Below are 14541 nucleotides of genomic sequence, written 5' to 3'. Positions count from 1 at the left end.
TCCCCATTCACTTTGTTATTTATTCATCTTCTTCTTTACGACCTCTAACGACCAACTTTAGAGGTGTCCCTTCAAAGCCAAAACTATCACGCAATTTATTTTCTAAGAATCGCAGATATGAAAAATGCATAAGTTCCGGATCATTGACAAATACAATAAAGGTTGGTGGTTTAATATCAACCTGTGTCATAAAGAGGATCTTCAGACGTTTTCCTTTATGAGCTGGTGGTGGATTAATCGATATAGCATCCATTAAGAGTGTATTTAGTACACTCGTTTGAATACGCATCGCTTGTTGTTCTGCCACGTATTTTACCAGTTCTGTAATTCTATGAACACGTTGTTTCGTTAAAGCTGATGTATACAATACCGGTGCATATTGCAAAAAGCCAAGTTCATCGCGTACAGTTTCCGTAAAACGAAGTGACGTCTTATCATCTTTTTCAATTAGATCCCATTTATTTACGACAAGAACGACACCTTTTCCCGCTTCATGTGCATACCCGGCAATTTTCTTATCCTGCTCCGTAACACCATCGACAGCATCAATAACCATTAGCACAACATCCGAACGATCCACTGCGCGCAAAGCACGCATAACGCTATATCGTTCTACCGGCAAATCAATTTTACTTTTACGGCGCATGCCAGCTGTATCAATCAAGATAAATTTTGTATCATCTCTTACAAAATGTGTATCAATAGCATCACGTGTTGTCCCCGCAACATCACTGACAATAGAACGTTGCTGACCAATTATTAAATTCACTAAAGATGATTTACCAACATTCGGCCGACCAATTACTGCAATGCTGATTTCATCGGTTTCTCGTGCTTCTTCGGCATGATCTGGAAAAGCTTCTACAATCCCATCCAATAAATCCCCAAGATTTAAGGAATTTGATGCAGAAATCGGAATCGGCTCACCGAGTCCTAATTTATAAAACTCATAAACATCCATTTCACGATTTGGGCTGTCTACCTTATTTACTGCCAAAACAATTGGTTTTTTAGTGGTACGCAAAATATGAGCTACGGCTTCATCCGCATTCGTTATCCCAGACCTGCCGTCAACTACGAACACGATCACATCTGCTTCCTCAATCGCAATCTTAGCTTGATAACGCATCGAAGTAAGCATATCATCCGTTGTTTCAATTTCAATACCACCCGTATCAATCATTGTAAATTGATGATTCAACCATTCTGCATCCATGTAAATACGATCTCTGGTCACACCGGGAAAATCTTCAACAATCGATACACGTTTTTTCCCAATTTGATTAAAAAGTGTGGACTTACCCACATTTGGACGACCAACAATCGCCACAATTGGTTTGCTCATTCATCTCACCTGTCTTTACTATTTATTCTTACTATATGCTGCATTACTTTGCCAAGTATATACATTCGGATTGACATCTAATGTCATCGGATGCTCATGCCACGATTGCAACAAACGTTTAAGTTCACCGCCATTATAGGCAACCTTCACATCCACGCCCAAATCTCGCTGTAAATCCGCTAATGAATAATCATCCAAAAAAACATCTTCGCCAGTACGTAGTGCTGACCCTGGAATAATGACACCAGTCCGTTTTCCTTGGTGATCTTTTAAATTCTTTAAAATGTCCTGCCCTGTCAAGAGCCCCGTAACTGTGATTTCTTTTCCAAAAAATTCATTTTCAATCGCAACAACCCGAACTGATAAATTTGGTATATCAAGCTGTTCGAGTAAAGAAGTCAATACCGAACCTGCTGATTTACCGCATACAATATCTAAGTATATCTGCTTCGCGTAAGGATTGCAAACATTATCTGTAATTTCATCCCATTCAGAGAGAAAATTACGGGTAAGACCTATACCATTTTCGAGTTGTGGAAAGCCATCATATTCTTTGGCAGGCGGGATTTCACGTTTCGCCAGAAAATAAAATTCATCACCTAAGTATACAAATGATTTTCCCGTTTTATTGCGATTTATTTTTTGCCAGCGTTCAACTTGATCAATCACTCTCGACGCTTCTTCCTGGCTAAACATTGCCAAGGGATAACAATCTTCGCGATATTTCGTCAAACCTACGGGAACAATCGCCAGCGTTTGAGCATATGGCTGCATCTGCATCAAATCATGAATGGTTTTTTCCAATTCTTCGCCATCATTGATTCCAGGGCATAATACAATTTGTGTATGAAATTCTACCGCAGCCTCTTTTAAATGGTTCAGTTGCAACATGATATCAGCCGCACGTTTATTTTGCAGCATCTTGGCACGAAGCTGACCATTTGTTGTATGCACCGAAACGAATAATGGTGTCAAATGCAGTTTCTTAATGCGCTCAAAATCTTCCGGTTTAGTGTTCGTAAGTGTCACAAAATTCCCATATAAAAAAGACATGCGATAATCATCATCTTTGACCGACAGACTGGCACGCATATTGGGTGCAATTTGATCGACAAAACAGAACCAGCAGCGGTTACCACAGCAGCGAATTCCATCAAAAACAGCCGATTCAAACTCTGCGCCAAGTTTCTCATCATATTCTTTATCAAATTCAATAACTTCTTGTTCACCGTTTTTTTTCTCAACCAGCAGCTCAATTTCTTCCTCCGCCAAAGCAAAACTAAGATCAATGATATCTCGCAAATTTTGACCATTGATCTCGATAATTTTATCGCCAATTTCCAGGCCGATTTCTTCCGCTAAACTATCTGGTTCAATGTTGACAATAATTCCTTTATGTGTTATCAATCCAATCACCTTACCCTATGAAAGTTAAACCGATAAACAAAGGAGTGATGTAGAAAAACCACCACTCCTTTGGAAATTCAGTCACACTCAATTTTTCCTGTATTAAGTAATATTATATACGAATTAAAGAATCCTGAATACCAACAAGATTATCTTTTATTTATCGGAAAAGTTTTTAAACAGATCCCCAAATTGATCACCCAATGTGTTTGTTGTTTCCGTCTGTTCTGAAATATAATCCGTATACTCTGCTCTTTCAGCATCTTGTTGTGCCTGTATAAGACTGAGTGCAATGCGTTTCGTCTTTTTATCGATATGAATAATTTTTACGTTTAGTTCCTCATCAAGATGAACGACTTCTTCCGCTTTTGTTATCCGTTTTTCCGAAAGCTCTTTCATATGAATCAACCCGTCCAGATGATCTCCAATCGTTAAAAATACACCAAATTCGGCAATTTTACTAACCTTACCCTTAACATAGCTGCCTTCTTTATATTGCTCCACTTTGGCAAACCATGGATCACGAATTGTATCTTTCACACTCAAAGAAATCCGTTTTGCCGCTATATCAAAACTTTTTACGAAAACATCAACTTGATCGCCTACTGCCAAAATATCGGAAGGGTGATTGACTCGTTCCCACGATAAATCTGAAATATGCGCCAAGCCATCAATTCCGCCAATATCGATAAACGCTCCATAATCTGCTAAACGCTTCACAGTGCCGCGAATCACCTGACCAACCGTTAACTGCTCAAAAATCTCCGTTTGTTTTTCATTGCGATCTGCTTCCAAAAGCACGCGCCGTGATAAAACAATGCGCTGTTTATCCGGATCAATTTCGATCGGCAAAACAACCAATGTTTGACCAATATATACAGATAAATCTTCAATAAATTTCAAATCAATCTGTGAGGCAGGAATAAAACCTCTAAGACCAAATATTGCTGTTACCAGACCACCTTTTACAGCTTCAAGCACAATCGTTTCCAGCTTTTCTTTTGTATTAAAAGCATTTTTTATTTTATCCCAAGCTACGATTTTATCAGCTTTCACTTTCGATAAAACAACCCCGTTTTCACCAGCGACAGATACAACATATAAATCAAGTACATCACCAATTTGTACAATATCAGCAGCATTTTCAGGAATTGGGAATGCCAGTTCCGCTTTTGGAATACTAACTTCCGCCTTATAGCCAATATCGACAAAAATTTCCTCATGATTTATTAAGACAACTGTCCCTTTAATTATATCATCTTCCTGAATTTTTTTAATATCTTGTTCCTCAAGTAAACTTTCCATATTCTGCACTTTTTCGTAAACCTCCTTAATAATCCAATCCGGAGTTGAAGCCCCAGCTGATATACCAACTTTATGAATACCGTTAAACCAGCCCGTTTCAATCTCTTGTACCGTTTCAATATGATGTGTTTTACAACCGGCATTTGAACAAAGCTGGGCTAGTCTAGTTGTATTTGCGCTGTTTTTTCCACCAATTACAAGCATGAGGTCAACTTCCTGTGAAAGCTCAATGGCGGCCTTTTGCCGCTGGTCTGTTGCCGTACAAATCGTTCGGGCAATTTTAATATCATTTGATTTATCAATTAAGACATTGACAATCTTCTTAAATTCTTCCCCTGAAAAAGTCGTTTGAGCGACAATACCTAATTTTAAACACGTTTTAATTTGAGCAGCCTGCTCAACTGTCTCAACAACTTCCGCCTTATGCCCTGACCATTCAAAAATACTTTTTACTTCCGGATGTTTTTTTTCGCCAACAATCACAACTTGATAGTTTTCTTCAGACAGAGAATAGGCTGACATCTGCGCTTTTTTCACATGTGGACAAGTTGCATCCACAATTTGCAGACCAGCAACTCCTGCTTCTTCATAAACTTGCGGACCAACACCATGAGAACGAATAATGATTGTATCTCCTGTCATCTCTTGTAGCGTATCCACCATACCAATGCCCTCACTGGCTAAGCGTTCTACCATTTGGGGATTATGAATAATCGGGCCTAATGTACAGGCTTTTCCCTCTAAAGCGGCACTATCTTGTGCTAATTTGATTGCGCGTTTTACACCATAACAAAAGCCATTATGTCTTGCTAAAAAAACTTCCATCTTTATATCACCATCAATTATTTATTCTGTTCAATCGTTATCATTTTTTCTATTTCATCCATAATCTGCTGCGAAAAAGCTTGTAATTCATCTCGATCCGCTGGATTTCCTTGAAACACCATTGGCATTCCATAGTGAATTTTCAGTTTAGGAAATTTTGTCTTTTCGCCAAAAATATCTGCTGCCCCTACCAGTGCGGTGGGAATGACCGGCACATTAGCCTTAGCGGCAATAAAAGCTATTCCAGCTTCCGGCTTATGCCTTTTGCCATCATGGCTGCGTGTTCCTTCCGGAAAAAGCCCTAAGCAATCTCCTTTTTTTAATATCTGCAAGGCTGTTTTTATTGCACCACGATCACCAGCCCCCCGTTTAACTGGAAATGCATAGAGTTGCTTTATAATTTGTCCCAAAACAGGTACAGCAAATAATTCCTGTTTGGCCATAAAGCAGACCGGACGCAAAGCAAATACAGCTGCCATGGGAGGGTCCCAATTACTCGCATGATTCGCGGCGATAATGAGTCCTCCTGACAATGGAATATGCTCAGCACCTGATATTTTACAGCGAAATACCACTTTAAACAACCACTGTAACAATTTGCGAACAAATTTGTATAACATGATATATCACCTACATAAATTTAATATAGCTTCTACCGTTTGATCAATAGACAGTCTCGTCGTATCAATCAAGACTGCATCAGCCGCCTGAACAAGCGGAGAAATTTCTCGTTCACTGTCCGCCTTATCACGAGCCGCGATTTCTTGTTTTAATTCAGACATGTCCACACTATAACCATTCAGCTGCAATTGACGCCAGCGTCTTGCCGCACGTTCATCAATTGATGCAGTTAAAAATATTTTCACATCAGCATTCGGTAATACATTGGTTGCTATATCCCGTCCATCCATAAGCACCGAACCACGCTGTGCCATTTTTCGCTGCAACGCGACTAATTTTTCTCGAACAGCACCAATTTTTGCAACTTGCGAAACAAGTGCTGTAACTTCAGGAGTTCGAATTTCACCACTAACATCGATTCCATCAACAAAAATAATAGATTTTCGATCTATATATTGTAAATCAACTTCAATATCTGCGACTACAGAAAGTATAAGTTCCTCTGTGATATTTGTTGCAGATTGTTGTAAAACTTTCCAAGCTACAGCACGATACATTGCTCCTGTATCAATATATGTATAAGCCAATTTTTCTGCGGCCAACTGTGCTACGGTGCTTTTTCCAGCCCCGGCGGGGCCATCAATTGCTACGACTAAATTCCTCATGTATTTCTCCCCCGCTATCTGTTTCTTAAAGTTTCCAATGTCGCATAAAATTCCGGATACGAAATATTCACACATTCCGCATTATCTATGGTTACTCCCGCACCTGCTGCTCCTGCAATTGCCAAAGCCATTGCTATGCGATGATCATGATAAGATAAACAAGAAGCAGCTTTCAGCTTAGCAGATCCTTTAATCGTAAGTCCATCCTCTGCCGCGATAATGCAGTCTGCTAATTTATTAAACTCAGTCGTAATGGCTTGCAAGCGATCCGTTTCTTTCACCCGAAGTTCACCCGCGCCAGTAATGACAGTTTCTCCTTCAGCAAACATCGCCGCAACTGCAATCACAGGAATTTCATCAACCAGACGAGGAATAATTTCCGCACCAAAAGTTGTACCATGAAGTGCAGCTGATTTTACGACAATATCTGCGACTGGTTCTTTGCCACTAAACCGTTTATTAATTAAAGTAATATCAGCTCCCATATCAATTAAAATATCAAGGATTCCAGTGCGGGTTGGATTCACCCCAACATTACGCAATGTCAATTCACTGCCTGAAATAATAGATGCTGCCACCAGCCAAAAAGCCGCTGAACTGATATCCCCGGGAACTTCAATCAACTCTGGTGCGTGAAAAGAATCCACCGCTTTGATTGTAATGCTCGTTCCCTCTTTATCCAATGCAACACCAAAAGTTTCCAGCATTTTTTCTGTATGATCGCGTGATGTATAAGGCTCCGTAACCCGAGTCTCACCATCAGCATACATACCGGCGAGCAAAATAGCAGACTTCACCTGTGCACTAGCCATCGGCATCTGATAATCAATACCTTTTAATTTTTGCGTTGGAATCAAAGTTACTGGCAAAAATTTCGCACTTTCACGACCGACAATATGAGCCCCCATCGCCGACAGCGGCTTAATAACACGCCCCATCGGACGTTTATGAAGCGATGCATCACCTGTAAAGGTTGTTAAAAAAGGCTGGGGTGCTAAGATTCCCATCATTAAGCGCAAAGTCGTTCCTGAATTCCCCGCATCAACAATGCACTGCGGCTCCTGCAATCCATGAAGGCCCTTGCCATGGACAATAAATTCAGTCGGTCCGATTTGGTCTATTTGAATACCCAATGAACGCATACACGCAACCGTAGACATACAATCCTGTGCATTTAAAAAATTCCTTATCCGTACTGCCCTATCGCCTAAACTTGAAAACATAACGCTGCGATGTGAAATTGATTTATCTCCTGGAATAAAAATCTCCCCACATATACCATGTTTTAAAGAATCAACTGTTTTATTTCCACCCATTTCATTCAACCTTTCTACTTAAAAATCATCAATCACTCCAAGCCGCATATTGCCCTGCGGCAGCACCTGTTGAAAAGGCAGCTTGAAGATTGAAACCACCTGTATAACCATCGATATCAATGACCTCACCAGCAAAATACAAGTGCTTCACAAGCTTTGATTCCATTGTTTTAGGGTTAATTTCCTTGACTTCAATCCCCCCCGCTGTAACAATTGCCTCTGCAATCGGCCGTGTTTTCGTAACGGTAAGCGTTAAATGTTCAATTGCATTCACCAACCTGAGCCGTTCTTCTTTTGTTACTTGATGGATTTCTTTATCCGGTTCCAGTGAAGCTAACCCAATCATTACATCAATGAGTTTCGCTGGTAGAAGTTCGTGCAGCGAATTTTTAATCTGTTTACGAATAAATTTTTCAAAGTCACGTTGAATTCTTTTATCCAATACTTCCGGTGTCAAAGCTGGCTTTAGATTAATACTAAGTTCTACCTTTTTACCCTGTTGCAGCTGCTCCGTTACAACCCGGCTAAGTGATAATATAATTGGTCCTGATACACCAAAATGCGTAAACAGCATCTCGCCAAAGTCCTCACCAATCTTTTCACCATCAGCAAGAGCTGTCACTTTTACATTTTTCAGTGACAGTCCCTGTACGGATTTGATCCAGGATTCTTTTGTTTCAAGCGGAACCAACGATGGTTTGATTGGCACAACCGAATGTCCTAAATTTTTGGCCATAGCATATCCGTCGCCCGTTGAACCTGTTCCGGGATACGAAGCTCCACCCGTAGCTAAAATAACAGCATCGCCCTCATAGATCTTTCCCGTTTTCGTTTTAACACCGCATACTGTGCTATTTTTCACTAAAATATGATCAATCACCTGATTGACTTCAATTTTAACACCAAGTCGATGCAGCGCGCGCAACATTGACCCTACTACATCAGCAGCTTTATCACTTTCAGGAAAAATTCTACCGCCACGTTCTATTTTAGTACTCAGTCCTAGTCCATTAAAAAAAGCAATAACATCCTCATTATCAAATGCTCGGATCGTACTATTCAAAAAAGCACCATTGCCCGTAATGTTTTTTATAAGTTCAGGTATTTGTGCTGTATTTGTTATATTGCAGCGCCCCTTACCTGTAATCAACATTTTTTTACCGACACGATTCATTTTTTCCAGTAAAAGTACTTCAGAGCCATTTTCCGCAGCTTTGACGGCTGCCATCAATCCCGCAGGACCACCACCGACCACAATAATCTTTTCCATTTGTCTACACCCTATCTTTTGAAAATAAACTTTTCTTCTTATTGAATTGATTTCAAACGATCTACTTCTCTTGCCGTCAAAGCACGATACTGTCCGCGATGAACACCCGACAAGGTAAGTCCCGCAAATTCAATTCTTTTCAGTGACTTAATCGAGCATCCAATCGCTTCACACATCCGACGTACCTGACGGTTCCGACCTTCATGGATTATGATTTCAAGCGTTGTAATATTTTTCATAGGTTCTGTCCCAGCAATATATACTTCAGCGGGAGCCGTCATACCATCCTCAAGTTCAATACCAGCCCTCAGCTGATCGAGTTTATCTTCCGAAGGATTCCCTTCAACTTTTGCAATATATGTTTTATAAATTTTATATTTAGGATGCAGCAGTGAATTCATTAATTCACCATCATTGGTTAAAAGCAAAAGGCCTTCTGTATTGTTATCAAGCCTGCCGACAGGATAAATACGTTCCGGAACCTTTGCTAAAAGATCAAGGACTGTTTTTCTGCCACGTTCATCCTTCGCTGTCGAAATAACCCCTTTGGGTTTATTTAAAATAAAATAAACATGATCCGTCATTGTCTTAATAACTTTTCCATCAACCAAAAGTTCGTCTTTTTCCGGATCAATTTTACTACCAAGTTCTTTTACCACTCGTCCATTGACACTGACACGGCCTTCTAGAATAATTTTTTCTGCTGCCCGGCGGGATGAAACTCCAGCCTGACTCATAACCTTTTGTAAACGTTCCAAACAACATTCTCCTTTTTTTACGCAACTACCGATGCTTTCATAAAATCATACTGCTTTTATTATAACAGATATCGCTGTTAAATTTTCCTTTTATACAAAAAAAGAACAGTTTACACTGTTCTTTTACTGTTTATATTAAACCAATGTATTTTTGATATAGGACACGGCCAAAGAAATCGTCTGATATACCGTTGAAAAAAAAGAACGTTTATCTACCGATTCCTTAGCGATCAGATTTACCGAAGCAACCTCTTTACCATCATACATGATTTTTACCTTACCAACAGGATCTCCTTTGCTAACGGGCGCATAAATGCGTTCAGGAACATCAATCAGTGTTTGAAATTTATCCTGATCACCTTCCACAACCGGAATATCAACATCACCATCCGCTATCAACTGAATGACATCTTTTTTCCCCGATATGACATGAACCGTCTTCACAATATCTTTTTTCTTAAATAAATTCATTGGTTGAATATTCCTAAAGCCATAATCTAACAAGGCAATAGAATCATTCCACATATATTCACTGTCAAGAACTACTGCAATCAATTGAACCCCATCACGTTTGGCCGCGGATACCAAACACCGCCCGGCAAGATCCGTATATCCTGTTTTAACACCATTGCCACCATCATATAAAGACAGCATCCTGTTTTCATTGTTCAAATCTCGCATATAAGCTCTAGATCCCCATGGTATCAGCTTTTCTTTCGTATTAACAATCTTGGCAAACATAGGGTTTTTATACCCATAAGCAGCAATCTTGGCCAAATCAGATGCCGTTGTATAATGATTTGGATCAGGCAGTCCACTTGAATTCACAAAGGAAGTATTTTGTGCTCCGATTTCAATAGCCTTTTTTGTCATAAGTTGAGCAAATTTATCAACAGAACCAGCAATATGTTCTGCCACCGCCACCGTAGCATCATTTCCTGATACGAGCATCATACCATATAATAAATCGGACAACTTGATTTTTTCACCTTCGTCAAGGCCCAGCGAGGACCCCTCTGTCTCTACTGCATTTTTGCTTACTGTTACAGTATCTTCCAGCTTGCCATATTCAAGTGCCACAATTAGCGTCATCATCTTTGTTGTACTGGCAGGATATCGTTTTGAGTTTGCATCTTTTTCATACAAAACCTTACCGGTAGCTGCTTCAATAACGATGGCTGACTTTGCCGTCAGATTCGATAGCTCTTGTGCCGATGCAACACTAAAGTTAAAATTAAGCAACATCATATTCAGCACTAAAATAATAGAAAAAACTTTTTTCAACCTTTCCACCCTTTCATTAAACACACCGTAAATATTATATATAAGACCACTACGCACCGTCAAGTATTTTTACAAAAAAACAGCTGTTCTGCCAAGTACGTAAAAAAGCAAGGACTATCCTCGTAGATTGCAAGACAGTCCTTACTTTTATTCATTCCGCATATACTGCATCTGGCAGTAATGGCAAATCTTCAATATTGTCCAAACCAAAACATTTTAAGAATTCTTCCGTCGTTCCATACAAAATTGGTCGTCCAATTACTTTTTTTCGACCTAATTCTTTGACCAGCAAACGATCTATTAGTTTCATTAAAACTCGATCGACTCGTACACCACGAATGTTTTCGATTTCCTGTTTGGTAATCGGCTGTTTAAATGCAATAATAGAGAGCGTTTCCATAGCCGGAACAGATAATTTATTATCCAATACCTGTGCCATTTTTTCCACGATCGCTGCTAATTCTGGCTTTGTACAAAGCTGATAGCCGCCAGCAACTTTAATGATGGTCAGGCCACGCTCCGATGTATCCATGTCTTCTTTTAACTGTGCGACGATTTCTTCTATATTGACTTTATCAACATTCAAAATTTCAGCAAGCTGCCCCGCTGGAACAGGATCACCATTGATAAACAACAGTGCCTCAACATGACCCTTAAGATTTGCATAAAACACGGTTATTCCTCGCTCCTTCTGTTAATATAGATAGGCGAAAAAGGCTGTGTCTGTTTAATTGTGACAGTTTTAAGCTTCATCAATTCGAGCAAAGCCAAAAATGTCGTAATAAATTCATTTTTTGTCCCGGATCTTGTGAAAGCGTCCGTAAAGAGAATAGTCCCAGCCTGCTTATCCAAAAGAAAAATAATATCCGCCATTTTATCTTGTACACTGAATTTTTCACGAGATACAAGTGAAGTATGATCTGCATTTGCCTCTAAAACACTATGAAATGCTTCCAAAAGCAGTTGAATATCGAGATTTGTCGGAGGCAGGTACTGAACAGGTATTAATGTTGGTGACCGGAAAAATAACTTTTCCTGTTCTTCTGCCAATTGGTCCAAAATTTCGCTTACTTCTTTGAAACGTCGATATTCTAAAAGACGATCAATCAGTTCTTGTCTTGGATCCAGTTCATCCTCAATATCCGTTTCATCCTCTGTTTTTTTTACCTTAGGCAATAAGATACGTGATTTAATTTGCAGCAAAGTTGCCGCCATAACCAAAAACTCGCTGGCTATTTCAATATTGAATTCCTGAAACCGATCCAGATATTCTATATACTGCTCGGTAAGAACAGCAATTGGAATATCATAAATATCAATTTTATTTTTTTCGATTAAATGCATCAACAAATCCAAAGGGCCTTCAAATGCATCTAATTTAATTTCATAGTCCAACATTTATTGTAAATGCATTGCTTCGCGAACTTCTTCCATTGTCGCTGCTGCAACTTTACGTGCCCGCTCCGTACCAGCCTCCAAAATTTCTCGAATTTTTTCTGGCTTTCCTTCATATTCCTGACGACGCACATGCATCGCCCCCATGATGTGTACCATCTTTTCAGCGAGTCGTTTTTTGCAATCTACACAGCCAATGGATGCACTGCGACAGGCTTGATCAATCTCAACAATCTCTTCTTTATTAAACAATTTATGAAATTTAAAAGCTACACAAACATCCGGATTGCCCTTATCTGTCTTTTTGATGCGTTGTGGATCGGTAATAATCATACGAACCCGTTCTCTAAGTTCATCCGGGCTTGAAGCAAACGGAATCGTATTTCCGTAGGATTTGCTCATCTTACGCCCATCAATACCAGGAAGAACCGCCGCTTCGCTCATTAAGCCCTGTGGTTCCGGAAAAATCGGACTATATAAATTATTGAAACGACGCGTAATTTCACGCGCAAGTTCCAAATGCGGCAGCTGATCTTCGCCGACAGGCACAAAGCCTGCTTTATAAAGAATAATGTCAGCTGTCATAAGTTCCGGATACCCTAAAAACCCATACGTATTAATATCTTTCCCCTGTGCACCAAGCTGCTGTAGTTTATCTTTATAGGTTGGTACACGTTCCAGCCAGGAAAGCGGGGTCATCATCGAAAGCAGTAAATGCAGTTCGGCATGTTCCTTTACTTTTGATTGAACAAAAATAACATTTTTTTCCGGGTCTAACCCTGCACTTAACCAATCAAGTGCCATGTTATAAATATTTTCTGGAATTTTACTTGTATCAGCATAGGCACTTGTCAAGGCATGTAAATCAACAATTGAAAAAAAGCATTCATAATCATTCTGTAATTTCACCCAATTTTCAAGTGCCCCCATATAATTTCCTAAATGAAACTTACCCGATGGCTGCATACCACTAAAAATACGACCCTTACTCAAAAAAATCTCCCCCTAAAATATAAATGACAAAATAAACGACATTACATTAAGAATTACATTCCGAATCGGGAAAATAATAACTCCCAATATATTTGTAAAAACCAACAAAATTAAGATAAAAAAGCTATAGCGTTCCAACCCGGCATATTGATAGGCTAATTTGCCCGGCAAAAAACTCATCAGAACTTTCGAGCCATCAAGTGGTGGCAATGGAATCATGTTAAATATAGCAAAATTAAGATTGAATACCATAACCAATTTGATAACAAGATAGACCCACTGCACTTGAATACCCATTACTGCAATAATATTCAAAAGAAGCAAGGATACAAATGCTGTTATTAAATTGGCTGCCGGTCCGGCAATTGCAACATAGAGTTCACCATGACGTCGATCACTAAAATTCCGCGGATTGATCATAACTGGTTTTGCCCAACCAAATTGTGCAAAAAACAGCATCAATAACCCAATTGGATCTAAATGAGCTAATGGATTGAGTGTCAACCTTCCCTCAAACTTTGGAGTTGGATCTCCCAATGCCACAGCGATCCTCGCATGTGCATACTCATGCACAGTCATCGCAATCAATAAACCAGGTATACCAAAAATCATATCTGGACCAAACACTAAAAAACCACTCCCAACCTGTTAAACTAAAGATAAATTTATGTCTATCTTTATAATTATACTAGAAAACCTTTGAATTGTAACGATAAATTACAAATTTTTCAAAACCATATCTCAATCAAATGAAGACCTATATATAAAAATCCTCTCTACAGATCCTATTGTAGAAAGGATTTTTACAAATTAAAGAATAAAATTTTTCACCATCAGCAACGAAACAACCGATTTTGCATCATCAATTTTTCCTGTCTGAATCAATTCATCAATTTTTTCAACTGAAATCATCACTGTATTAATAAACTCATCTTCATCAGGACATTGAAGCCCCGCATCAAGATCTTTCGCAACATACAGATGAATGACTTCATTTGAAAACCCCACCGTTGTAGCAATCGTTGTAAGTTTGGTTAACGTATGTGCGCGATAACCGGTTTCTTCTTTTAGTTCACGGCGTGCACATTCTAGTGGATCTTCATTTGGATCATCGAGTTTTCCTGCGGGAATTTCAAGAGTCACTTTTCCCATCGGATGACGATATTGCCTAACCATAACAATTTTTCCGTTATTTAAAAGAGGCACTACAGCCGCCGCCCCTGGATGTTCAATCCATTCACGTACCGCCTGCTTGCCATTTGGCAGTTCGACTACGTCTTTATTAACCTTCAAAAGAACGCCTTCATAGACGCGTGTACTGCTTATTTTTTTTTCAATTAAGCCTTCATCCATTTTT

The 14541-nt window shown here is 39.3% G+C and carries 14 protein-coding genes; all 14 read right to left on the bottom strand.

All coding sequences use genetic code 11. The features are described from left to right. Positions 1-19 precede the first annotated feature (19 nt). Positions 20-1345 carry a ribosome biogenesis GTPase Der gene (gene der / locus BMY14_RS03785; RefSeq protein ID WP_019553037.1) on the bottom strand — a complete coding sequence of 442 codons (1326 nt, stop codon included), beginning with the start codon at positions 1343-1345 and terminating at the stop codon, positions 20-22. 18 nt (positions 1346-1363) lie between these two features. Beyond that, positions 1364-2749, bottom strand: a complete 1386-nt coding sequence (locus BMY14_RS03780) for a DUF512 domain-containing protein (RefSeq protein WP_091829717.1) — start codon at positions 2747-2749, stop codon at positions 1364-1366. Positions 2750-2908: 159 nt separating this feature from the next. Further along, entirely contained in the window at positions 2909-4882 is a 1974-nt protein-coding gene (locus BMY14_RS03775; RefSeq protein ID WP_091829366.1) for a bifunctional 4-hydroxy-3-methylbut-2-enyl diphosphate reductase/30S ribosomal protein S1, read from the bottom strand. 17 nt (positions 4883-4899) lie between these two features. Beyond that, complete coding sequence (locus tag BMY14_RS03770; protein WP_091829364.1) at positions 4900-5502, bottom strand: lysophospholipid acyltransferase family protein; 603 nt, start codon at positions 5500-5502, stop codon at positions 4900-4902. 6 nt (positions 5503-5508) lie between these two features. Continuing rightward, entirely contained in the window at positions 5509-6168 is a 660-nt protein-coding gene (gene cmk, locus BMY14_RS03765) for a (d)CMP kinase (RefSeq protein ID WP_091829362.1), read from the bottom strand. 14 nt (positions 6169-6182) lie between these two features. Continuing rightward, the gene (aroA, locus tag BMY14_RS03760; RefSeq protein ID WP_091829360.1) at positions 6183-7484 is read right to left on the bottom strand and encodes a 3-phosphoshikimate 1-carboxyvinyltransferase; all 1302 of its coding nucleotides are present in this window, start codon (positions 7482-7484) and stop codon (positions 6183-6185) included. 28 nt (positions 7485-7512) lie between these two features. Continuing rightward, positions 7513-8754, bottom strand: a complete 1242-nt coding sequence (locus BMY14_RS03755; RefSeq protein ID WP_091829359.1) for a BaiN/RdsA family NAD(P)/FAD-dependent oxidoreductase — start codon at positions 8752-8754, stop codon at positions 7513-7515. Between the two features lie 38 nt (positions 8755-8792). Beyond that, entirely contained in the window at positions 8793-9512 is a 720-nt protein-coding gene (locus BMY14_RS03750; RefSeq protein WP_019553030.1) for a pseudouridine synthase, read from the bottom strand. A gap of 135 nt (positions 9513-9647) precedes the next feature. Next, positions 9648-10805, bottom strand: a complete 1158-nt coding sequence (locus BMY14_RS03745) for a D-alanyl-D-alanine carboxypeptidase family protein (RefSeq protein ID WP_245741262.1) — start codon at positions 10803-10805, stop codon at positions 9648-9650. A gap of 142 nt (positions 10806-10947) precedes the next feature. After that, on the bottom strand, positions 10948-11469 hold the full coding sequence (gene scpB / locus BMY14_RS03740; RefSeq protein WP_091829355.1) for an SMC-Scp complex subunit ScpB: 522 nt from the start codon (positions 11467-11469) through the stop codon (positions 10948-10950). Between the two features lie 2 nt (positions 11470-11471). After that, positions 11472-12194: a segregation and condensation protein A gene (locus BMY14_RS03735; RefSeq protein ID WP_019553027.1), complete on the bottom strand. Its 723-nt coding sequence runs from the start codon at positions 12192-12194 to the stop codon at positions 11472-11474. Beyond that, the gene (gene trpS / locus BMY14_RS03730) at positions 12195-13184 is read right to left on the bottom strand and encodes a tryptophan--tRNA ligase (RefSeq protein WP_091829353.1); all 990 of its coding nucleotides are present in this window, start codon (positions 13182-13184) and stop codon (positions 12195-12197) included. Between the two features lie 12 nt (positions 13185-13196). Continuing rightward, positions 13197-13811: a site-2 protease family protein gene (locus tag BMY14_RS03725; RefSeq protein WP_091829351.1), complete on the bottom strand. Its 615-nt coding sequence runs from the start codon at positions 13809-13811 to the stop codon at positions 13197-13199. Positions 13812-13994: 183 nt separating this feature from the next. Beyond that, a complete protein-coding gene (locus BMY14_RS03720) occupies positions 13995-14537 on the bottom strand; it encodes an NUDIX domain-containing protein (protein ID WP_019553024.1) in 543 nt (180 codons plus the stop codon). Positions 14538-14541: the final 4 nt, after the last annotated feature.

Origin of the sequence: Propionispira arboris, assembly GCF_900109225.1 — a bacterium.
Lineage (GTDB): Bacteria > Bacillota > Negativicutes > Selenomonadales > Selenomonadaceae > Propionispira > Propionispira arboris.
This window is presented reverse-complemented; position numbering and strand designations above follow the sequence as displayed.